Origin of the sequence: Actinomadura parmotrematis, assembly GCF_019458805.1 — a bacterium.
Taxonomy (GTDB): Bacteria; Actinomycetota; Actinomycetes; order Streptosporangiales; family Streptosporangiaceae; genus Spirillospora; species Spirillospora parmotrematis.
Genome location: NZ_JAIBOA010000004.1, coordinates 339878 through 362253 on the forward strand (window position 1 = coordinate 339878; position 22376 = coordinate 362253).

General features: G+C 76.8%; 18 protein-coding genes. 11 read left to right on the forward strand and 7 right to left on the reverse strand.

Annotated elements, in window-relative coordinates:
* Nucleotides 1-40 precede the first annotated feature (40 nt).
* The 5 genes from K1Y72_RS09010 to K1Y72_RS09030 form a co-directional block, all read right to left on the reverse strand.
* Complete coding sequence (locus K1Y72_RS09010; protein WP_258572115.1) at nt 41-610, reverse strand: methylated-DNA--[protein]-cysteine S-methyltransferase; 570 nt, start codon at nt 608-610, stop codon at nt 41-43.
* A complete protein-coding gene (locus K1Y72_RS09015) occupies nt 607-2910 on the reverse strand; it encodes a hypothetical protein (protein WP_220165049.1) in 2304 nt (767 codons plus the stop codon). The genes K1Y72_RS09010 and K1Y72_RS09015 overlap by 4 nt, the downstream gene beginning before the upstream one ends.
* Nucleotides 2907-5240 (reverse strand): DUF6493 family protein, encoded by a 2334-nt coding sequence (locus K1Y72_RS09020; protein WP_220165051.1) that lies wholly within the window; start codon nt 5238-5240, stop codon nt 2907-2909. The genes K1Y72_RS09015 and K1Y72_RS09020 overlap by 4 nt, the downstream gene beginning before the upstream one ends.
* Complete coding sequence (locus K1Y72_RS09025; protein ID WP_220165052.1) at nt 5237-6601, reverse strand: SWIM zinc finger family protein; 1365 nt, start codon at nt 6599-6601, stop codon at nt 5237-5239. The genes K1Y72_RS09020 and K1Y72_RS09025 overlap by 4 nt, the downstream gene beginning before the upstream one ends.
* Nucleotides 6602-6669: 68 nt before the next feature.
* Nucleotides 6670-7887 carry a LeuA family protein gene (locus tag K1Y72_RS09030; protein ID WP_220165055.1) on the reverse strand — a complete coding sequence of 406 codons (1218 nt, stop codon included), beginning with the start codon at nt 7885-7887 and terminating at the stop codon, nt 6670-6672.
* 66 nt (nt 7888-7953) lie between these two features.
* On the opposite strand from K1Y72_RS09030, the gene K1Y72_RS09035 reads away from it, so the two are divergent.
* From K1Y72_RS09035 to K1Y72_RS09050, 4 genes are all read left to right on the forward strand, one after another.
* Entirely contained in the window at nt 7954-9177 is a 1224-nt protein-coding gene (locus K1Y72_RS09035; RefSeq protein WP_220165057.1) for a citrate synthase, read from the forward strand.
* Between the two features lie 89 nt (nt 9178-9266).
* Nucleotides 9267-9629, forward strand: a complete 363-nt coding sequence (locus K1Y72_RS09040; protein WP_220165059.1) for a hypothetical protein — start codon at nt 9267-9269, stop codon at nt 9627-9629.
* A 91-nt stretch (nt 9630-9720) separates the two neighbouring features.
* Nucleotides 9721-10074: a DUF3817 domain-containing protein gene (locus K1Y72_RS09045; RefSeq protein WP_220165061.1), complete on the forward strand. Its 354-nt coding sequence runs from the start codon at nt 9721-9723 to the stop codon at nt 10072-10074.
* 76 nt (nt 10075-10150) lie between these two features.
* Nucleotides 10151-11074, forward strand: a complete 924-nt coding sequence (locus K1Y72_RS09050; protein ID WP_220165063.1) for a bifunctional helix-turn-helix transcriptional regulator/GNAT family N-acetyltransferase — start codon at nt 10151-10153, stop codon at nt 11072-11074.
* Nucleotides 11075-12009: 935 nt separating this feature from the next.
* Here K1Y72_RS09050 and K1Y72_RS37050 read toward each other — a convergent pair.
* A complete protein-coding gene (locus tag K1Y72_RS37050) occupies nt 12010-13113 on the reverse strand; it encodes an RsbRD N-terminal domain-containing protein (protein WP_220165064.1) in 1104 nt (367 codons plus the stop codon).
* Nucleotides 13114-13279: 166 nt separating this feature from the next.
* On the opposite strand from K1Y72_RS37050, the gene K1Y72_RS09060 reads away from it, so the two are divergent.
* From K1Y72_RS09060 to K1Y72_RS09070, 3 genes are all read left to right on the forward strand, one after another.
* On the forward strand, nt 13280-14581 hold the full coding sequence (locus tag K1Y72_RS09060; protein WP_258572117.1) for an alkyl sulfatase dimerization domain-containing protein: 1302 nt from the start codon (nt 13280-13282) through the stop codon (nt 14579-14581).
* Nucleotides 14582-14657: 76 nt separating this feature from the next.
* Nucleotides 14658-15500, forward strand: a complete 843-nt coding sequence (locus K1Y72_RS09065) for an oxygenase MpaB family protein (RefSeq protein WP_220165065.1) — start codon at nt 14658-14660, stop codon at nt 15498-15500.
* A gap of 13 nt (nt 15501-15513) precedes the next feature.
* Nucleotides 15514-16395, forward strand: a complete 882-nt coding sequence (locus tag K1Y72_RS09070; protein ID WP_220165066.1) for a hypothetical protein — start codon at nt 15514-15516, stop codon at nt 16393-16395.
* Nucleotides 16396-16464: 69 nt separating this feature from the next.
* On the opposite strand, the gene K1Y72_RS09075 is transcribed toward K1Y72_RS09070, so the two are convergent.
* Nucleotides 16465-17097: a hypothetical protein gene (locus K1Y72_RS09075; protein ID WP_220165067.1), complete on the reverse strand. Its 633-nt coding sequence runs from the start codon at nt 17095-17097 to the stop codon at nt 16465-16467.
* Between the two features lie 138 nt (nt 17098-17235).
* On the opposite strand from K1Y72_RS09075, the gene lon reads away from it, so the two are divergent.
* From lon to K1Y72_RS09095, 4 genes are all read left to right on the forward strand, one after another.
* Nucleotides 17236-19632, forward strand: a complete 2397-nt coding sequence (lon, locus tag K1Y72_RS09080; RefSeq protein ID WP_220165068.1) for an endopeptidase La — start codon at nt 17236-17238, stop codon at nt 19630-19632.
* Between the two features lie 150 nt (nt 19633-19782).
* Nucleotides 19783-21066, forward strand: a complete 1284-nt coding sequence (locus K1Y72_RS09085) for a hypothetical protein (RefSeq protein WP_220165069.1) — start codon at nt 19783-19785, stop codon at nt 21064-21066.
* Nucleotides 21063-22049, forward strand: coding sequence for a DUF5996 family protein (locus K1Y72_RS09090; RefSeq protein WP_220165070.1), 987 nt, complete (start codon nt 21063-21065; stop codon nt 22047-22049). Before K1Y72_RS09085 ends, K1Y72_RS09090 begins: the two co-directional genes overlap by 4 nt.
* A complete protein-coding gene (locus tag K1Y72_RS09095; protein ID WP_220165071.1) occupies nt 22039-22290 on the forward strand; it encodes a hypothetical protein in 252 nt (83 codons plus the stop codon). Before K1Y72_RS09090 ends, K1Y72_RS09095 begins: the two co-directional genes overlap by 11 nt.
* Nucleotides 22291-22376 lie beyond the last annotated feature (86 nt).

The following is a 22376-nucleotide window of genomic DNA, read 5'->3' on the forward strand; positions in this document are numbered from 1 at the left end:
AGCCGATGGGGGCCGGGCGTGCGGGTCCGCGCGGCCTCGCCTAGGAGCGGGGGCCTTCGGCGGGGTCCCAGTCGAGGGTGGCGGGGAGGGCGCCCTCGAACATCAGGAGCCAGCGCTTGACCTCGACGCCCGACCCGCCGCTGTACCCGCCGAGGCCGGTGGACGACACCACGCGGTGGCAGGGGACGATCAGCGGGATCGGGTTGCTCCCCATCACCTGCCCGATGGCCTGCGCCGGGACGCCCGCGCCGCTGCGCGTGCCGATCTCGCCGTAGGTGGTGAGGGCGCCGTAGGGGACGGTCGTGTAGAGGGTCTCCAGCACCTGCCGCTGGAGCGGCGAGTACAGCCGCCAGTCGAGGGGGACGTCGAAGTCCCGGGCCTCCTCGGCGAAGTAGGCGGCGAGCGCGGCGGTGACGGGGGCGGTGCGGGCCGGGTCGGCCACGACGGGCAGGCGCAGTGCCCGCACCGCGCGGGCGCGGGCGTCGGGGCCGTCGCGGAAGTCCAGCCAGGCGACGCCGTCGCCGGTGACGGCGGCGAGCAGCGGCCCGAGGGGCGTCTCGGCCGTCGCGAACGCGAGGGTGTCGGTCATCGTGTCCATGATGCCCGTCATGCGAGGGCCTCTTTCAGGCGCCGGGCCTCGCGGGCGAGGCGCGAGGAGCCGCCGCGTGCGGCGGCGGCGTCGAGTTCGGGGAAGGAACCGGAGCGGTCGGCGACGCGCGTGGCGAGGGCGAGCAGGTCGGGCAGCCCGGCGGGCGCCTTCGGGCGGGTGAGCAGGCCGGGCAGGGCGGCCCGCAGGACGGTCCGCACCTGGACGTGCGCGCCCGCCTCGGCGCATTCGCCGAGGGCCGCCGCCAGCCGGTTCGGTTTGAGGGCGACGCCGCCGATGACCTCGCCGATCTGCGCGGCGGGCAGCAGGTCGCGGGCGGCGAGGGAGAGCAGCGCGTCGACCGCCGCCGACCGGGCCGCCTGGTCGCGGGCGCCGAGACCGTGCGCCAGGCAGGCCGCGGTGGCGCCGCCCGCCGGGCCGCCGGCCTCGGCGAGGGCGGGCAGCGGCGTGGCGAGCGGCCGTTCGCGGTCGGTGTCGTCGGCGAGCGCGGGCAGCAGGTGCGCGGCGGCCGCCTCGCGGTGGCCGGGCAGCAGGATCGGCCACCAGGCGACGTCCAGCCCCTGCCAGCGCGCGCGGCGCGCCTCGTAGGGCGGCCAGGCGGTGTCGAACAGCGGCGCGAGGGCGTCGGGCGCGCCGTCCGGTGGCTCGATCACCGCCTGCGCGGTGCCGCCCGCGACGAGCGCGAGCACGCGCACGTCGTCGCGGGCCCCCTCCAGCCACGCCACGTAAGGGGCGGGCAGGCGGGACGCCAGCGGCGCGGGGTCGGTCCCGGCGGGCAGCCGCAGCACGGCCTGCGCCAGGTCGAAGGGGCCGGGACGGCGGCCCGCCGCCGCGAGGCGGTCGAGGCGCTCGGCCAGGACATCGGGGTCCACGTGCCCGGACGCGGCGGTCGGCGTGGCGAGCAGCAGCGGCGCCTCGCCCAGCAGCCGCGCCGCCTCCTGCAACCGCTCGGACAGGAACCCTTGGAGCGGCGGGAGGCGCTCGCCCGGCATCGTCCGGCGCGGCGGGTAGGTGTCGTGCCCGGAGAAGCGGGCCAGCATGAAGCGGACCCAGCCCGCCGGCTCGTTGAAGAAGTACCAGTCGTCCAGCGGTGCCGCGCCCGCGACGGCCCGCGCGGTGCCGTCCGGGTCGCGGTGGACCTGCTCGACCAGGCCCGCGAGGAGGCGCTCCAGCCCGCACGGGTCGAGCGGCGGCCCGATCTCGCCGGCCAGCTCGTCCAGCGAGGCGATCGGCGGCGGCAGCGGCGCGGGCGGGACGTAGGCGGGCAGCGGCGGGAAGGCCGGGACGTCGGCGACGGGCCGGGCGGTGCCCCCGAGCTCGGCGGCCAGCTTCGCCGCGCGCTCGCGGAGCAGCGCGTCGTCGTGCGCGAGGACCGGCTCGACGGCCGCGGCGGCGGCCTCGCGGCGGCCGGCGGACCCGTCCCGCACCCAGTCCAGCATGGCCCGCACGAGCTTCTTCTCCGGCCGGAAGGCCAGCGCCGACGCCGCCTCGCCGAACAGCGCGGCGTCCAGCGGCGCCACCGCGTCCACCGCGCGGACCTCGGCGAGCGCCAGCGACGCGACGGGCCCGGGCGCGGCGGCCAGCAGCCGCACGTAGTCGCGGACGCGCGCGGCGGACTCCTCCGCCGACGGCGCCAGCAGCCCGTGGAAGTGCACGAACCAGCGCAGCTCCCCGGCGGTGCCGCCGCGCAGGAACCGCGACAGGCAGCCGTCCAGCAGGATCTCGCGGTCCGCCACGGCGATCAGCTCGCGGTCGTAGCGCTCCTGCGCCGGGCTCCAGCGCAGGTAGCCGTCCCAGAGGCGGCCGACGCCGTCGACCTCGAACAGGCGGGGGATCAGCGCGGCCGCGAACGGGTCGTCCGCGGGCTTCAGCCGGTCCATGTCGTGCACCGCCCAGCCGAGGACGAAGGCGTCGTCCAGCGGGACGGGCAGCCCGTCCGCCGCGACGATCCCGGCGGCGACGCGCCACGTCCCGGACCGCCCCGACCCCGGCCGCAGCCCGGCGGCGAGGCGGCCGGCCAGGTCGGCGCGCCAGGGCGCGGGCCGGTCCGCCAGCACGCGCAGGACCGCCCGCACCAGCACCGGCGCCGACCACGGTGCGAACTCGCGGCGCCGCAGCCAGGCCGCCACGCCCGCCGCCCCGCCGATCGTGCCCGCCCCCGCCACCAGCAGCGCCTGCCGCTCCTGGGGCCGCGCCCGCAGGACCCCCGGCAGATCCGCCGCGACCGCCTTGCGACCCGCCGCGTCCAGCGCCAGGACGGCGTCCGCGACGGCCTCGGCATCGCCCGCTTCCCACACGTTCACGCCAGTGCCTCCTGCAGACGGGCCGCCTCGCGCACCAGACGCGAAGAACCGCCGCGCGCGGCGACCTCGGCGAGGCCGGGCACGGGGGTGCCGGGGACGGCGGTCGTGGTGGCGAGGGCGATGAGGTCGGGGAGCCCGGCGGCGGCGCGCGTGCCCGGGGCGGGCCAGAGGGCGGGCAGCATCGTCGTGATCGCGGCGAACGCCTCGCCGGGGGCGCCGGCGGCGGCGAGGTCGGCGAGGCAGGGGGCGACGCGGTTCGGGCGCGGTTCGGGCAGGCCGGCGAGCGCGGTGCCGAGCAGCGTCCCGTCGAGCTGCCCGCGGGAGGCCAGGACGATCAGCGCGGACGTCGCGTGCGCCCGCGCCTCGCGGCGGTCGAAGACCAGGCCGCGGGCGAGGGCCGCCGCCATCGCCGGGCCGACCGGGCCGTCGGCGTCGGCGAGGGTGAGCAGGACCTCGCCGAAGTGGACGTCGAACACCCACGTCTCGGCGTACTCCTTCATCCACGGCACCAGGTGCGCGGCGGCGATCTCCCGGTGGGAGGGCACCAGCAGGTGCCAGCCCTCCATGTCGCCGTCGTCGTCGACCTCGTCGGGACCGCGCGGCGGCGCGGTGAACGGCAGGCCGCCCTCGGGGACGGCCGTGACCAGCTCGGGCAGGTGACTCCCGGGCGGCACCCGGAACACCGGGTCGCCGGGGACGCCGGGGGCGGTGCGCGGGCGGCGCAGCAGCGCGCCCTCCAGGTCCGCCGGGCCCGGCTCCAGGCCCGCCGCCTCGTAGCGGGCGAGCCGCTCGGCGAGCACGTCCGGGTCGACGTGGCCCGTCACCGACGTCGGCGTCGCCAGCAGCACCGGTACCCGGCCGACCAGCCACGGCAGCTCCGCCACCCGCCGCTGCCAGAACTCCGACAGCGGCGGCAGCGGCAGGTGCGTCCTGTACCGGACGCCCGTCAGGACGCCGCCGAGCCAGTTCCCGGTGTCGGCGGTCACGCGGTTCACCAGCTTGCCGACCTCCTCGGGGTGCTCGTAGGCGAACCGGACGAGCCCGTCGAACAGGCGCTCCTGGTCCGCCACGGCGGGCGCCCAGTGCGGGACGCCGTCCATCGCCTCCTCCAGCTCGGCGAGGGAGCCGATCACCGGGAACGGGCCGGGCGGCGCCCAGGCGGGCAGCGCCGCCGGCGCCTCCGGCCCGGCCTCCACCGCGCCGAACGCGGCGGCGATCCGGTCGCGGAACGCCGCCGGCAGCGCCGTCGCGGCGTCCCGGACGGCCCGCCGCGTTTCGGGTGACGCCGCTTCGGCGTGCTGCTCGGCGATGGCGACGGCGCGGTCCAGCAGGTCCAGGGAGTCCTGCCGGAACGCGGCGGTGAGGGCGGTGAGCGCGGCGTCCGGCCGGGTGCGGGCCTCCTTGGCGACCCACGCCAGACCCGCCCGCACGATCTTCTTCTCGGAGCGGAACAGCACGCCCTCGGCGGCCCCGGTGAACGCCGCGTCGTCCAGGCCGGGGACGCCCCGCACGAGCGGCAGCACGAGGTCGACGACGGGGCCGGGCGCGCCGGGCAGCACCGCGACCAGGTCGCGGGCGCGCGCGGCGGCCTCGTCGGGAGTCATGGCGAGGGCCTCGAACAGGCGGGTGAACCAGCGCAGGTCGCGGGGCTCGCCGCCGCGCAGGAACCGCGACACGCACCCGTCGACGAGCAGGGCGCGGTCGGCGCGGCGGGACCGGTGGGTGAGCGCCCGGTGCCACACCATGTCGCCCTCCAGCAGCCGGCCGACGCTCTCGTGCTCGAACAGCAGCGGCAGCATCGCCTCCCGGAACGGGTCGCCGGCCAGGTGGCGCGGGTCGGTGAACGCCGCCCAGCCGAGGACGAACCCCTCGTCGGCGGGGGCGGGCGCGCCGGTGTCGCGCACCAGCGCGGCGGCCAGGTGCCAGGTCGGCTTGAGGCCGTCGCCGCGCCAGTTCAGCAGGTCGGCGGGGCGCAGCCGCGCCGCGATGCGCGCGGCGACGTCGGCGCGCCACTCGACGGGGCGGTCGGCGAGCAGCTCCAGGATGAGGGCGGTGTGCAGCTCCAGCGGCCGGCCCCCGGACCGGAACCGGATCTCGCGGCGCGTCACCCACTGCGCGACGGCGGCCGCGCCCGGCAGGCACGCCGCGCCCGCCACGTGCAGCGGCGCCGCCTCGTCGAAGACCCCCTCGCGGGCCAGGCCGCGCAGGAACGGCGCCAGCTCGGCGCCGGCCGCCTTCCGCTCGGCGGGCGACGCCGCGCGGATCGCCGCGCCCGCCCGCTGCGCGTCGCCGCGCGCGACGGCCGCGCGGATCTCGTCCCAGAGGCTCACCGCGCACCCCCCGCCGGGACGGCCGCGCCGTCGCGGACCAGGCGGGCGGCCAGCACGTGCTTGCAGGGGCCGCGGTCGCCCCGGTACTTCGCCCACCACGGGCAGGTGCAGCGGGCGGCGTCGCCGGTGAAGCGGACCTGCCGGTCCTGGTCGCTGCCCGGGACGAGCGCCACGTCCGGCGCGGTGAACCGGACGGCGCCCATCAGCTCGCGCGCGGCCCGCAGGCGCGGGTTCAGCGCCGCCACCCGGGACGGGTCGTAGGGCAGCTCGCGGTGGAAGAACGCCGCCTCGGCCGCGTCGAACCCCACCCGCCCCGACGTGCCGAGCTGGGTGAGCGCCGCCCGGGTGCGGGCGAGGTCCAGCCCCGACCGCTCGGCGAGCAGGTCCGGCTCGACGCGCGGCTCGAACGCCAGCAGCGCGCCGAGCAGGTCGGCGTCGGCGGCGACCTCGTCGCCCGCCAGCGCGTCCAGCACCGCGCCCTCCCCGGAGAACCCCCGGTCGGTCTCCGGCGACAGCGCGAGGACGTAGCGCATCCCCGGCAGCTCCAGCTCCCACACGCTCGACAGCGGCCCCGACGCCGCCGTCGCCGGCGGCCCGTAGGCGCGCAGGCCCGTGGCGAACCGCAGCAGCGGCAGCATCGTGCGGAGCCGCTCGGCGCCCGGCAGGCAGACCGCGCCCGGCACCGGCCGCGACCCGAGCCGCAGCGTCCGCCCGGCCGGCACCGCCCACATCGGGCCGCGCGTCCGCGCCGGCAGCGCCCGCAGGAACCGGACGGCGTCCGCCGCCGCCAGCTCGGCGCGCGGGTCGAACCCGGCGGTGATGACCTGCACCTCGGCGAAGCCCCGCAGCCACCGGTCGGGCAGCGGCACCTTCTTCTCCACCACCGCGCCGTCGCCGGTCGTCACCACCAGCTCCTCGGCGCCGACCGCGAAGTGCAGCGGGTCGCCGCCGCCGACGCGGGCGAGCGCCTCGCGCAGCGGGCCGTTGACGTCCACGTTCGTCGTGCCGCGCTCGCGCACCTCGCCGTCCATGCCCGCCTGGAGCACGTCCAGGCGGGCGTAGACGCCGCCGCACGCCGAGAACGACTCCAGCCGCAGCCGGTCGCCGTTGCAGGTCACCACCGGATCGCGGAACCCCGTCGGGCGCGGCTGGAAGTAGCGGGTGCGCGCGACGTCGGCGAGGCCGAGCAGCGCCGCCGCGGCGGGCGCGGGCCGCGTCAGCACGCCGCTGAAGAAGTGCGGGTGCGCCTGCGGGCCCGCGAGCGTCGTGCCGCCCGAGGTCGCCAGGTCGAGGACGCCGCCGGCCAGTCCCGACGGGCGCGCGTAGCTGTAGCCCTGGGCCGGGCCTGCCGTGGTCGCCATGGCGCAGAAACTAGAGGACGGGCCCGACATTCCGCGGCGCTTCGCCACAGAAGACGATCAACCCGTCGTCAGCCGAGCTCGGCGGGGAACAGCAGCGCCAGCTCGCGCGGGTACTCCGCGATGAGGCGCAGCTCGTCGTCGGTGAGCGGGCGGCCCGTCATCGCGTTGCACAGCTGCACGAGCTTGAAGGACAGCCCCTCGTCCACCGGCTCGATCCCGAGACCGTCCATGACGTGCCGGAACCCCGCCTTGCCGCCGTACTCCCCGGTCAGCACCACCCGTCCTTCGCGGGCGTGCCAGTCGTCGGGGAACGGGCCGAGCGTCCCCTCGTCGTACAGCTCGTAGTTGCCGTGGTCCTTCAACGCGCCGTCGGCGTGGATGCCCGACTCGTGCGCGAACGCGTTCCGGCCCGTTCCGACCTGGTTGTAGGGGAGCGGCTGCCCGAGCGCGTAGGACGCCCAGAGCGCGAACCGCCGCGCCCACGACAGGTCGATCGGGTCGCCGATATCGGCGTCCAGCCCGAACCCGTGCCGGAACGCCAGAATGCACGACAGCAGGTCGGCGTTCCCGGCGCGCTCGCCGACGCCGTTGACGCAGGTGTTGATCCAGGCGTCCTGCCCGGCCTCCAGGTCGCCGAGCGCCCCGGAGATGGAGTTGGCGACGGCGAGCCCGAGGTCGTTGTGGCAGTGCGTCTCCACCGGCATCCCGACGGCGGCGGCCAAGGCGGCGAACCGCTCCCTGATGCGCCCCGGGGTGTCGCCTCCAATGGTGTCGCAATACCGGACGCGGTCGGCGCCGGCCTCCTTGGCGGCGAGCGCGAACTCGGTGAGGAAGCCGTCGTCGGTGCGCGACCCGTCCTCGGCGTTGACGCCGACCGTCGCGGCGCCGCCGTCCTTGGCGGCGCGCACCGCCGCGACCATCTCCGTCACGATCGCGGCGCGGTCCAGCCGCCCCCGGAACTTGTTGGCGATCATGTATTCCGAGGTCGAGATGGACAGGTTGTAGTGCGCGAGGCCGAGCGGGACGGCCTTCTCGACGTCGGCCGCGACGCCCCGGCACCAGCCCGACAGCCGCAGGCCGCCGAACGCGCCCGCCTCGGCGAGCGCGACCTGCGCCCGCACGTAGGGGACCTCGTGGAACAGGAACGGGAACCCGATCTCCGACTGCGCGACGCCGAGCCGCCCGAGGTAGCGGTTCACCATCGTCTTGCCGAACTTCGACAGGCCGGTCCGCGCGGTCTGCACGCCGTCGCGGTTGGTCACGTCCAGGAAGTGGATCTGAGGCATGGCTTCAGATTGACACCGTGCGGCACATGTATCAATATTGATCAAAATCAATGTATCGGGGTGGGGATGGGCGAGAAGGACCAGGCCGGGGAGTGGATCGACGCGGCGGCCGCCGCCGAGCGGCTCGGTGTGAAGCCCGCCACGCTGTACGCCTACGTCAGCCGCGGCGTGCTGCGCCGACGCCACGCCCCCGACGGGCGGCGCAGCCTGTTCGACGCCGCCCAGGTCGAGGAGCTGGCCCGGCGCGGCAAGCCCCGCCGCCCGCCCGGCCCCGGCGAGCCGGCCATCGAGTCGGCGATCACCGCGCTCGGCCGCGACCGCCCCTACTACCGGGGGCGCGACGTCCTGGAGATGGCGGGCGCGCTGCGCTTCGAGCAGGTCGCGGCCTGGCTCTGGACGGGCGGGGACGGGGACGGCGCGGGGGAGTGGCGGGCCGCGCCGGGGGCGGGCGCCGCCGTCGCCGCCGCGCAGGCGGCGCTGCCCGCCGGGACGCTGCCCCTCGACCGGCTCCAGCTCGCCGTCGCCGTCCTCGGCATCACCGACCCCGGCCGCCACCGCCTCGACCCGGCGGGCGTCACCGCGACCGGCCGCGCCCTCGTCGCGGGCCTCGTCGAGGCCCTGCCCGTCCTCGGCCCCGAGCCCGGCGCGCCCGACGGCTCGATCGCCGGGCGGCTCTGGGCGCGGCTCTGCCCGCACCCCGCCGGGCCGGGCCTGCGGCGGGCACTGGAGGCCGCGATGATCCTGCTGGCCGACCACGAGCTCGCCGCCTCGACGGTCGCCGCCCGCGTCGCCGCGTCCGTCCGCGCCGACCCCTACGCCGTCGCCGCCGCCGGGATCGGCGCGGTGAGCGGGCCGCTGCACGGGGCGGCGTCGTACGGGGTGGAGCGGCTGTTCGCCGAGATCGGCGGTGACCCCGGCGGCGCGGCGGCGGCCGTGGACGCGCGGCTGCGCGCGGGCGAGCGGATCCCCGGCTTCGGGCACCCCGTCTACAAGCAGGGCGACGCGCGCTTCGGCCGGCTCATGGACCTCGTCCGCGCGGCCGCGCCGGACCGGCTCGCCGTCCCCGACGCCGTGCTCGCCGCGGCCGCCGCCCGGCGCCTGCCCGCCCCCAACGTCGACTTCGCCGTCGCCGCGCTCGGCGCCGCCGCCGGGACGGCGCCGGGCGCCGGCGAGGCGGTCTTCGCGATCGCCCGGACGGCGGGCTGGCTCGCGCACGCCCTGGAGGAGTACGCGCGCCGCTCCCCGCTCCGCCCGCGCGCCGTCTACACCGGTCCGCCGGTCCCCGCCTGACGCGCCCGCGCGGGCGCCGCCGCGACGCGGACGGCCGCTTGGCCGGGGGCGGGCACGGGCTTGGCGGGCACCGGGGTACGCTCGGTGACGTGCGCAGGTTCTTCACCCCCGGCTGGCTCGGCCTGCATGCGATCGCGGTGGTGCTCTTCGTCTCGTTCCTCGGGTTCGGATGGTGGCAGTTCGACCGGGCGCAGGCGGGCAACGACCGCAGCTGGGGCTACACGTTCGAGTGGCCCCTCTTCGCGATCTTCGTCGTGGTCATGTGGATCAAGATGATGCGCGACGACCTGGCGTCCGACGGCAAGCCGAAGGAGCCGCAGGTCATCGAGGAGCCCGCGGGGGCCGCGGTGACGCGCGAGCTGATCCGGCAGCACGAGGCCGAGGACCCCGAGCTCGCCGCCTACAACCGCTACCTGGCGCGGCTGAACAGCGAGACCCACCGGCGCGACTGACCGCCCGGCACCCCGCCCCGGGCCGGCCCGCACGCGCCGGCCGCCCCGTGTTGACGCGCCGCGCCCGGCGCGCTGAGAAAGGTGTGACCCCGTGGAAGGTGCCATCAAGCGGTACCGCGTCATGGCGCTCGTCGTCGGCGTGATGCTGCTGATCCTGGTCTTCGTCGCGATGCCGGTGCGCTACATCGGCGGCGACCCGACGCTGTCGGGCATCGTCTCGCCGATCCACGGCTTCCTCTACATGGTCTACCTCGTCTGCTCCTACCTGCTGTGGACGAAGGCGAGGTGGGGGTTGAAGAAGATGCTCGTCATGGTGTCGGCGGGACTCGTCCCCTTCCTGGCGTTCTTCATCGAGCGCAAGATCGTGCGGGAGGCGACCGAACTCGCCCGCGCGCAGCGCGGTCTTCCGGCCAAGGCGCCGACCGGCGCGAAGCTGTCGAAGTAGCCGCCGGCCCTTCCGCGCCCCGCCCCGCCCCGCCTATGTTTGACTGAGTCAAACACTTCGCGAGGGAGGCGGGGCCATGGGCGTCCCCACCGCGGACATCGCCGCCGTCCGCACGTTCAACCGCTTCTACACCGGCGTCATCGGCGTGCTCGGCGACGGGCTGGTGCACACCCCCTACTCGCTGACCGAGGCGCGGGTGGTGTTCGAGCTCGCGCAGCGGGCCGAAGCCGAGACCCTGGACCTGCGCCGCTCGCTCGGGCTGGACGCCGGCTACCTCAGCCGCATGCTCGCCCGCTTCGAGGCCGACGGCCTCGTCGAGCGCGGCCGCTCCGCCGCCGACGCCCGCCGGCAGACCGCCCGCCTCACCGCGCGCGGCCGCGAGGTCGCCGCGCTGCTGGACGAGCGCTCCTCGGCCGAGGTCGCGGCCCTGCTGGAGGGCCTCGGCGAGGACGACCGGTGCCGCCTCGTCGCCGCGATGGGCACCGTGACCGGCGTCCTCGGCGGCGCGCCCGGCCCGCGCCCGGTCGCGCTGCGCGGCCTGCGCCCCGGCGACCTCGGCTGGGTGGTGCAGCGCAACGGGGCCCTCTACGCCGCCGAATGCGGCTGGGACCGCACCTACGAGGCGCTCGTCGCGTCCGTCGTCGCCGCGTACGTGGACGGGCACGACCCCGCCCGCGAGAACGCCTGGATCGCCGAGGTCGGCGGCGAACCGGCCGGCGCGGTGTTCTGCGTGCGGCGGGAGGAGGCCGTCGCGCAGCTCCGGCTGCTGCACGTCGAGCCGTCGGCGCGCGGCGCCGGCGTCGGCGGCGCCCTCGTGGACGCGTGCCTGGACTTCGCCGGGAACGCCGGCTACGCGGAGATCATGCTGTGGACGACGGCGCTGCAGCGCCCCGCCCACCGCCTCTACGAGCGCGCCGGGTTCGTCCTGGCCGAGCGCGAGGAGCCGGTGCGGCGCTTCGGCGACGAGATCCACGGCCAGATCTGGCGCCGCCGCCTCTGAGGCGCCGGGACGGAACGGGCCCGGCCCGGGCAGGTGGGGTGTCACCTGCCCGGGCCGGGCCCGGCAGCGATCGGCGCTGCTGGTTCCGGGCGGCCCGGGGAACGGGGGTCGTGACGTCGGCCCGGGCCGTCCGGGCGGGGTCCGGCGGGCGCCGGTTCGGGTCGCTGTCCTGGTCACCCCCCTCTCGTGATGGATGCTGCGCGATGGTCGCTGCGCGGTGCGGCCGTCACCGGCGCCCGCGGATCTCCAGCGGGGCGGCCGGGCCGGCGGCGCCGAGGTCGGGCGGGGCCGCCGGCCCGGCGGCGGGGGGCGGCGGCGCCGCGGAGGCGTGCGGCGCCGGTGCCCGGTGGTGCGCCGCCCGCCGGGGCGCGGCGGCCCCGCGGGCGGGCGGCGAGGCGAGAGGGCCTGCCGCCGCACCGCGCTCCCGCGGCGGCAGGCCCGTCCGGTGCCCCCGCCGGGCCCGGCGCCGCGCGGGGGGCGCGGCGGGCCGGGAGGCGGCGGGGGAGGGTCCGGGACGGCCGAGGACCCGAGGTGTGTCCCCGCGCGCCGCACCGGTCACGGGCACCCGGGAGGTGGGGGGCCGATGCCTGGCGACGTGCGGCGGGCGGGGAACGCCCTCGGCCGTCCGGACGAGCATGCGGGCGAGGCCGGGAACGGTGCCCGCGGCGGCGGGGGCGGCGGGGCCGAGCGGCGCCGGCCGTGTCCGAGCGGTGCGGGCCTTCCGCACCGGCGTTCCGCTCCGCACGATCGCACCTCCCGCTCGGCCCCGGGCCCGGCGCCGGGGGACTTTGCCGTCCCCCGCCCTCCGCCTTCACCCGTTGTCACGATCTCGTTGCGGAGAGTATGCCACCGGCAAGGGGGCGTAAACCCAGGTCAACGGAGTTTCCGCTGCCGGCCCGGCCCTTTGCCCCGAGGATGCCGGTACGCGAGAAAGATCAGCCGAGGCGGCGGAGCGCGAGCGCCGCCGCGCAGAGCAGCAGGCCGCGCGCCGTGCGCGGGTCCGCGCCGGTCAGCCGCGCCACCCGGGCGAGCCTGTTGTCCACGGTGTTCGGGTGCACGCCGAGGGCCCGCGCGGTGCGGCGCCGGTCCATGTCCTGCGCGGTGAAGGCGCCGAGCGTGGCCAGCAGCTCGGGGCGGCCGTCCAGCGGGTCGAGCAGCGCCGCGACGGCCGGGCCGCTGTCGGTGGCGCCGCTCAGGTGGTAGTCCAGCAGCACGTCGCCCATCCGGTAGAGGCCGGGGGGACGGCCGGACGCCCGCGCGACCCGCGCGACCCGGACGGCCTGCCCCGCCGCGGCGGGGACGTCCGCGACGCCGCGCGACCGGGCCGCACCGACGATGGCGGCCTCCCCGTCTCCCGGCTCCGCCAAAGGCGGCGCGTCCCCTTCCGGGACGGGGACCAGGACGAACGTGCCGCGCTCGTCGGCGATGGTGAGCGGCGGCTCGTCGGCGAGCCCGTCCAGGCGGGCGCGCATCCGGCGCAGCAGCCGCCGGTCGGCGATCTCGCCTTCGCCGGTGGGCAGCGGGTGCAGGACGAGGTAGGCGGCGGCCAGCGGGACGCCGCGCCGGGCGGCCGCGCCGGCCGCGTCCTCGCCGGCGAGCAGCGACCGCGCCACCTCCCGCAGCGCCTCGCTGCGGTCGGCGAGGACGGCCGCCTGCTCGGCCTGGTAGGCGCTCGCCACGGCCGCCACCACCCGGCCGAGGCCGCGCAGCTGCGCGGCGCCGAGCCAGCGCAGCGCCTCCTCCTCGCCGGGCCGCGCCTCCTCGCAGAGCGCGTGCCAGACGGCCTCGGCGCCGAGGTGGTAGGTGTGCAGCAGCGTCCCGAGGTCGAGTCCCTCCTCGGCGCGCTGCGCCGCGCGCTCGCGGAACGGCGCGAGACCGTCCTCGGCGGAGCGGACGCCCCCCGCGCCCGCCAGGAAGCGGCGGATGGCGAAGCGGGCCGTCGCGGCGACCTCCACGTCGCGCAGGTCGCGCGGCAGGCCGCTGTAGCCGGGCAGCACCGCGAGGCGGCGCTCGGCGACCTCGCGCGCGAGCGCGTTCACCCGGCCCTCGCACCGCGCCGCGAGACCGGCCGCGATCCGCCGCAGCTCTTCGTCCTCGATGTCCGTTCCCTCCCGCCCCGCATTGTGACATGTCACAGCGGCGGCCCCGGGCGGGTGGGACGGGCGGCCCTTGCCCCGGACGGCACCGCCCAGCAGGGTGATCCCCATGAGCACCGGCGACGACCTCGACATCCGCGACTACGCCGACCGCGTCTGGCGCGGCGAGACCGACGACAGCATCGTGCACACCGGGATGGGCGGCGCGGGCGTCGTCGACATCGCCGGCGGCCTCGGCTGGCAGCCGGGGTTCGGCAACACCGTCGCGTTCCGCACCCGCGGCGAGCTGCTGCTGTTCGACACCGGCAGCCCGCTCGGCGCCGCTCAGCTGCACGCCAACGTGCGCGCCTGGTCGCGGGACCCGCTGACGACGGCGTTCTACTCGCACGGCCACATCGACCACGTCTTCGGGCTCGGCCCGTTCGACGCCGAGCCCGGCGCGCGCGTCCAGGTCGTCGCGCACGAGGCCGTCCGCGACCGGTTCGACCGCTACCGGCTCACCAACGGCTACAACGCCGTGATCAACCAGCGGCAGTTCCAGGCGCCGGACCTGACCTGGCCGACCGGGTACCGCGACCCCGACGTCACCTTCCGGGACGCGCTCACCGTCACCCGCGGCGAGCTGACGTTCGAGCTGTTCCACGCCAAGGGCGAGACCGACGACGCGGCCGTCGCCTGGGTGCCCGAGCACCGGCTGCTGCTGCCCGGCGACCTGTTCATCTGGCTCACCCCCAACTGCGGCAACCCGCAGAAGGTGCAGCGCTACCCGCGCGAGTGGGCGCACGCGCTCCGCCGGATGGCCGCGCTCGGCGCCGAGGTGATGATCCCCTCGCACGGCGCGCCGGTCTTCGGCGCCGGACGGATCCACCAGGCGCTCACCGAGACCGCCGAGTGGCTGGAGTCGATCGTCGAGCAGACCCTGGCGATGATGAACGACGGCGCCCGCCTGGACGCGATCGTGCAGGCGGTCCGGCCGCCCGCGCACCTGGCGGACCGGGTGTACCTCCAGGCCAAGTACGACGAGCCGGAGTTCATCGTCCGCAACCTGTGGCGCCTGTACGGCGGCTGGTACGACGGCAACCCCGCGCGCCTGAAGCCCGCCCCCGACGCCGACGTCGCCCGCGCCGTCGCCGATCTCGCGGGCGGCGCGGCGGCCGTCGCGGACGCCGCCCGCCGGGCCGCCGACGGCGGCGACCTGCGGCTCGCCGCGCACCTGGCGGAGATGGCCGTCCAGGCCGACCCGCAGAGCGCCGCGCTGCACGCGGTGCGCGCCGAGGTCTACGCGGCCCGCGCCGCCGCCGAGCCGTCGCTGATGGCGCGCGGGGTCTACACCTGGTCGGCGGCCGAGTCCCGGCGCGCCGCCGGCGAGGACGCCGACGGCCGCGGCCCGGCCGCCCGCCTTCTCACCTGACGGGCGGACTCGCCGCCGCCAAGCTATTGGCGTCACGTCAATAGGGGAGTAGAACTGGGGGCGAGGAGGTGCCCCCATGCCCCCCGTGTTCACCGAGGACCTGCGCGCCCGGCTCGCCGAGCGCTCGACGCTGCAGCACCTGGCGGCCGAGCCGCTGCTCGGCCTCACCGCCGGCCGCGCCCTGCTGCTCCAGCTCGCCGCGCCCGGCGTCGCGCAGGGCGTCGCCGACCACAGCGACTTCCGCGACCGGCCGCTCGCCCGGCTGTTCGGCACCCTGGACTTCCTGCTGATCACCACGTTCGGCGCCCCCGAGGAGGTCGAGCGGATGGCCGCCCGCGTGCGCGGCCTGCACAACCGCGTCACCGGGCCGGACTACAGCGGCAACGACGCCGGCCTCCAGGTCTGGGTGAACGCCACCCTGATCGACTCGGCGCTCTTCGCCTACCGCGAGCTGATGCGACCCGGCGACGACGAGCGCGACCTCGCCCCCGACTACTACCGGGAGGCGACCCTCGTCGCCGACGTGCTCGGCTGCCCGCCCGGCGCGCAGCCCGCCGACCTCGCCGCCTTCGACGCCTACATGGCCGAGACGGTCGCCGCGCTGGAGGTGAGCGACACCGCCCGCGAGGTCGCCCGCACCGTCCTCTGGCCCGCCAGGCTGCGCGCGCTCGCGCCCGCCCTCTGGGTGTTCCGGCTGCTGACCCTGGCGACGCTGCCGCCGGCCGTCCGCGAGCAGTACGGGTTCCGCTGGACGCACCGCGACCAGCGCCTCGCCGACCTGTTCCTGCGCCTCGCCACCGACCTGCACCACCTGACGCCGGGGTTCGCCCGCCGCCCGCCGCGCCGCCTGCTCGTGCGCCTGGCCTCCCGGCGCGTCCAGGCCACGTTCAAGGCGCGCCGCGCCCGCGGCCGCGCCTGACGGGCCGCCGGGCATGCTGGGGATCTGCGCCGACCTGCCCTGGGCGTACGCGTCCGGGGCGGGCATCGCCCTCGCCGCCGCCCACCAGCTGCGCGGCGCCCGCACGCGCGGCGGCGCGCCGGAGCCGGACGGGGACGCGCCGCCCGGCCGGGCGCCCCGCGTGAAGGGCGCGGCGGGCGGGCGGCACTTCGCCCTCGCCGTCCTGTACGGCGCGCTCGTGTTCGTCCCGACCAGCGTGTACGTCGCGCACGCCTACCCGCAGTGGGCGAGCCTGCAGTACCGCACGACGCTGCCCGGCCCGCTGCTGCTGCGCGTCGCGGCCGCCGAGCTCGCGCTCGTCGCGGCGGGGTTCCTGCTCGCCCGCTGGAGCCTGGTCGCCGGGCGCATCCGCTGGGCGCTGCTCCAGGTCATGCTGCCCGCCCTGGCGATGACGGCGGTCCTCGTCTACGGCCGGGACGGCTCGGGCTGGCGGCGCGTCCTGTCGCACGACCGCCGCGACTACGCCCTCTTCCCGCAACCGCGCCGCGTCGACGACCTGAGCGCCCTCGGCGCGCAGGTCGGCCGCACGCTGTTCTCCGGCCTCGGCCTCACCCTGCTGGTCACCGGCGCCGTCGCCCTCGGCGCGCTCGGCCTGATCATGGGCGTGCTGCACCAGTTCGGGCTGACGGACGCGGGCGTCCCGGACGGCCCCGGCCTGCTGCGCGCCGGCCTGATCGGCGGCGTCGCCTCCGCCGGGATCGGCGTCCTCGCCGTCCTCGCCGCCCTGCTCGCGGGCGGCCTCGGCCGCCTCAGCCTCCTCGCGCTCGTCCCGGTCCTCTGGCTCGCCGTCGTCGCCCGCGGCGGCTTCGCCACCCTGGTCATCCGCGACCTCGGCCTGCCCCCCGAACGCGACTGACCCCGCCGTCCGGAGCGGCTCTCGCCGGGCAGGGGCCGCCGCCCGCCCGGCGACCGGATATCCCGCCGGTCAGGACGCGAGCGCGGCGCGGAGCGCCGAGGGGCGGAGGCTGACGAAGCCGGTCGTGCCGCCGCCGGGGGAGGGCTCGGTCCGCAGGATCCAGTGGGACCGGACGAGCGGGCTCCCGCCCAGGTGGCGGCACTTCACCCACAGGCCGTCCAGCGCGTACGGCTCGAACGCCTCGCCCCGGTCGAGGAAGGTGAGCCCGCCGGCGAGGGGGTCCAGGGACGCCAGCGTGCGGGCCTCGCCGGCGCGGACGGCCAGCAGGTCGTCCTGCTCCCGGCCGAAGTCGGTGATCTCACTCAGCGGGAGGTAGCCGAGGTGGTGCCGGCCGTAGCGGCGCAGGTGGGCGGCGGCGAAGTCCGGGTCGGCGCCGGCGTAGTCGCCGGCCGCCACGCCGGCCGCCTTGTCGTGGCCCCGGTAGACGAAGGGCTCGCCGCGCCAGCGGAAGGTGATCCGGTCGCGCGTCCAGGCGTCCAGCTCCGCCGGGTCGACGCGCAGGCCCGGACCGGCGGCCGGCTCCAGCACCGCCGCGGCGGCCAGCTCGTCGGCGGAGGCCCGGTACTCGCGGCCCCGGTGGACGGCGTGGAAGCGCTCCGGCGGGCCGAGCGGGAACGGCGCGTCCGAGGGGAAGACCGGCATGGTCGCCACCTTAGGGCCGCCGCCCGCGGCCTGATCGCTCAGAGCGAACGTTGCCGCGGAAACAAAATCCTGCTCCGCTTTCTTGAGTGTGTATGACTCAACTTGAGGTTGGGTCCTGAGAAGGACTTGGAGCTGAGCATGAGCGAAACCCTGACGCTGCCGGTGCTGCCCCTGGACGAAGGGGTCGTTCTGCCCGGCATGGTCGTTCCGCTGGACCTGTCGGAGAGCGTGGAGGTCCGGGCGGCGATCGAGGCGGCCAAGGCCGTCGCGCAGAGCAGGGGCCCCGGCATCCGCGCGTCCGCCAAGCCGCGGGTGCTGGTCGTGCCGCGGCTGGACGGCCAGTACGCGGGCGTCGGCACCCTCGCCGTCGTCGAGCAGGAGGGCCGCCTGCCCGGCGGCGAGCCGGGCGTGGTCGTGCGCGGCCTGGCGCGCGTCCGCATCGGCACCGGCACGACCGGCCCCGGCGCGGCGCTCTGGGTCGAGGGCGTCCAGGAGGCCGTCCCGGCCCCGACGGGCCGCACCCAGGAGCTGGCCAAGGAGTACAAGGGCCTGGTCAGCGCCATCCTGCAGAAGCGCGGCGCCTGGCAGGTCGTGGACGTCGTCCAGCAGATCGACGACCCGTCGACGCTGGCCGACAACTCCGGCTACGCCCCCTACCTGACCGACGAGCAGAAGATCCAGGTGCTGGAGACCACCGACACCGACGAGCGGCTCACCCTCGTCATCGGCTGGACCCGCGACCACCTGGCCGAGCTGGACGTCGCCGAGACGATTCGCAAGGACGTCCAGGAGGGCATGGAGAAGACCCAGCGCGAGTTCCTGCTCCGCCAGCAGCAGGAGGCGATCCGCAAGGAGCTCGCCGAGCTGAACGGCGACCCCGCGGACGAGGAGGACGACTACCGCGCCCGCATCGAGGCCGCGAACCTGCCCGAGAAGGTCCGCGAGGCGGCCCTCAAGGAGGTCGACAAGCTGGAGCGGTCCTCCGACGCCTCGCCCGAGGGCGGCTGGATCCGCACCTGGCTGGACACCGTCCTCGACATCCCCTGGAACGAGCGGAGCGAGGACTCCTACGACATCGCCGGCGCCCGCGCCGTCCTCGACGCCGACCACACCGGCCTCGACGACGTCAAGGAGCGCATCGTGGAGTACCTGGCGGTGCGCAAGCGCCGCGAGGACAAGGGCCTCGGCGTCGTCGGCGGCCGCCGCAGCGGCGCCGTCCTCGCCCTGACCGGCCCGCCCGGGGTCGGCAAGACCTCCCTCGGCGAGTCCATCGCGCGGTCCATGGGCCGCGAGTTCGTCCGCGTCGCCCTCGGCGGCGTCCGCGACGAGGCCGAGATCCGCGGCCACCGGCGCACCTACGTCGGCGCGCTGCCCGGCCGCATCGTGCGGGCGATCCGCGAGGCCGGGTCGATGAACCCCGTCGTGCTGCTGGACGAGATCGACAAGGTCGGCGCCGACTACCGCGGCGACCCGACGGCGGCGCTGCTGGAGGTCCTGGACCCCGAGCAGAACCACACCTTCCGCGACCACTACCTGGAGGTCGAGCTCGACCTGTCGGACGTGCTGTTCGTGGCGACCGCCAACGTCGTCGAGGCCATCCCCGGGCCGCTGCTGGACCGCATGGAGCTGGTGCGGCTCGACGGCTACACCGAGGACGAGAAGGTCGCGATCGCCCGCGACCACCTCGCGCCCCGCGAGCTGGAGAAGGCCGGCCTCACCGCCGGCGAGGTCGCCATCACCGACGGCGCGTTCCGGCTGCTGGCGGCCGAGTACACCCGCGAGGCGGGCGTGCGGTCCCTGGACCGCTCGATCGCCCGCGTGCTGCGCAAGGTCGCCGCGAACGTCGCGCTGGAGAAGGCGAGCCTGCCGGTCACGGTGGACGCCGCCGACCTCAAGGACTACCTCGGCCGCCCCCGGTTCACCCCCGAGGCCGAGCTCAGCAAGTCCGAGCAGCGCACGGCGGTGCCGGGCGTCGCGACGGGCCTCGCGGTCACCGGCGCGGGCGGCGACGTCCTCTACATCGAGGCGTCGCTGGCCGACAAGGAGACCGGCGGCACCGGCGTCACCCTCACCGGGCAGCTCGGCGACGTCATGAAGGAGTCGGCGCAGATCGCGCTCAGCTACCTGCGCTCGCGCGGGGCCGAGCTGGAGCTGCCCGTCGGCGACCTGAAGGACCGCGGCGTGCACGTGCACGTCCCGGCGGGCGCCGTCCCGAAGGACGGCCCGTCGGCCGGCATCACCATGACGACGGCGCTCGCGTCGCTCCTGTCGGGCCGCGCGGTCCGGCCGGACGTCGCGATGACCGGCGAGGTGTCCCTCACCGGCCGGGTGCTGCCGATCGGCGGCCTGAAGCAGAAGCTGCTCGCCGCGTCCCGGCTCGGCATCACCACCGCCATCGTCCCGAAGCGCAACGAGCCGGACCTGGAGGACGTGCCGGCCGAGGTGCTGGAGACCATGACGGTCCACACCGTCAGCGACGTCCGCGAGGTGCTGGACCTGGCCCTGGAGCCCGCCCGCACCCCCGTCGCCGCCTGACCCGACCCCCGTCCCCGACCCGGAGGCCGCCCCGCACCCGCGGGGCGGCCTCCGCCGCGTCCGGCGGGCGAAACGGCCGAGAACCGGACCGGGCCGTGGGCGCGGCTTTGCCCGGACGCGGAAACGCCGTGGGGGAGGGAAGGAGACCGTGTGTCGATCGCCGTGGACGTCCGCGTCGCCAGCGTGGCGGAGCTCGTCGAGGTCCTGGAGCGGGGCGGGCCGCCCGCCGAGGTCCAGGTCGCCGGGACGCTGGAGGGGGTGCCGCCGCTGACGCTGCCGCCCGGCTGGGCGCTCGCCGGGAGGCCCGAGGCCGAGCTGGTCTTCGCGCCCGGCGGCGACGGGATCCGCCTGACCGGCGGCAACCGCCTGGCCCGGCTGCGGCTGGAGACCGCGCCCGACCGCGCCGCCGTCTCCGCCGACACCTCCGCCGCCGACCTCGGGACCGTCGAGCTCGCCGACCTCACCGTCGCCGGCCGCGTCGAGATCGCCGCCGAGGGCGCCCTGCGCACCGGCCACGTCGTGGTGAGCGGCCTGCACCTGGAGGCCGCCGACGCCCGCGCCGCCGGGCCCCGCCCCGCCGGGTACGGGGTGGAGGTGCTGCCCGGCGCGTTCACCCTGCACAACCGGCAGCCCGACGAGGGCTCCCTGCTCACCGCCGACCTGTCGCGCATCACCGCGGGCGCCCCGCACGCGCCCGTCCGGGGGAGCGGGGTGTTCGTGTCCGGGACGCGCGACGGCGGCCGCGTCGAGGCGGTGCGGCTCCGCACCGGCGAGATCCACAGCGACGGCGGCCTCGCGCCCGGCACGGCCGACCGCATCACCGCCGGGGTGTTCGTCGGGCACGGCGCCGAGGTCCGCGAGGTCCTCACCGAGGGGCCCGTCACCACCTACGGCGCCAACGACATGGTCCTGGACCTGTGGGGCCGCGCCGACGTGTGGACGGCGACCGCGCCGCTCACCTCGCACGGCGCGAGCGGCATCGGCTTCGTGAACTTCGGCGACATCGGGCGGCTCCGCGTCACCGCCCCGATCGAGACGCACGGCACCGGCGCCCGCGGCTTCAACCTCTACGACGGCACGATCGACATCATCGAGTTCGACCGCATCCGCACGCACGGGGACGCCGCCGTCGGCATCCAGCTCTCCCGCCCGTTCGGCGCCCTGACGGTCTTCAACGGCGTCCGCACCTCCGGCGGCACCGGCGACAGCCTCGTCAAGGGCGAGATCCGCAAGCTGCCGGCGACCGGGATCAGCCTGCTGCCGGGCACCGCGGGCGGCGCCGTCCGCGTCAACGGCGGCGTCCTCGTGGACGCCGACGGCGTGCCCGCCCTGGACGTCCGCGGCACCGTCGCCGACATCGCCGTCACCGGCGGCGTCGGCCGCGCCGCACCCGCCACCGGCCGCGAGGCCGCCCGCGAAAGGGACCGCCCATGACCGCCGACGACGCCGCGCTGCGCGCCGAGGACACCGAGCTCTTCCCCGAGATGCCGTGGGAGGACTGGCTCCCCGCCAAGGAGACCTTCCACCGCTACGTCCAGATCGTCGGCAAGGTCCGGCTGGCCGCCAGCGACCGCCGCAACCACTGGTGGAACGTCCCCTTCCACCTCACCGGCCGCGGCATCACCACCCGCCCCATGGGCGGGCTCGGCGAGGGGCCCCTGTTCTGCGTCGACTTCGACCTCGTCCGCCACCGCCTGGTCGTGGACCGCCTCGACGGCCGCTCCGAGGAGCTGCCGCTGGAGCCGGGCCTGTCCGTCGCCGCGTTCTACACGGCCTTCATGGACATGCTCGCCTCCCTCGGCGTCGAGGTGGAGATCCACGCGGTGCCGTTCGACCTCGCCGACAAGACCCCGTTCGCCGAGGACACCCACCACGCCCACTACGACCCCGCGCAGATCAACCGCTACTGGCGGATCCTGTCGCAGGTCAACCGGCTGCTGGAGCGCTACGCCGCCGACTTCACCGGCAAGACCAGCCCCGTCCACCACTTCTGGCACACCTTCGACATCGCCGTCACCCGCTTCACCGGCCGCAAGGTCCCGGTGCCCGCGGACGCCGACCCCGTCACCCGCGAGGCCTACAGCCAGGAGGTCATCAGCGCCGGGTTCTGGTTCGGCGACGAGGACCGGCCCTGGCCCGCGTTCTACTCCTACACCGCACCCGAGCCGCCCGGCCTCGCCGACCAGCGGCTCTGGCCCGACTGGGCGAGCTGGCTCGACTCCGGCTCCAGCCACCTCGCCGTGCTCCGCTACGACGACGCCCGCACGAGCGACGACCCCGTCGAGACGGTGCTGCGGTTCCTGGACAGCGCCTACGACGCGGGCGCCCGCCTCACCGCCTGCGACGAGCGGGCCCTCGCCTGCCCCGGCGGCGTCACCGACCCCTACCGCAAGGAGGACCGCGTCCATGACCGGTGACGGCGGCCTGCCCATCCTGGAGGAACCCGGCTTCGCGGTGCACGTGAAGCCGCTGTTCCGCGACAAGGACCGCGACTCGATGCTCCGCTCGTTCGACCTGTGGGACTACGACCAGGTGTGCGCGAACGCCGGCGCGATCCTGGAGCGCGTCGCCGACGGCTCGATGCCCTGCGACGGCGCCTGGCCGCCCGACCGCGTCCAGCTCTTCCGCGACTGGCTCGACGGCGGCATGCGCCCCTGATCAGCCCCTGACCGCCCGGTCACCACCCGTTGAGATGCGGCGTGTTGGCCTCTTCGAAGATCGAAAGAGGCCAACACGCCGCATCT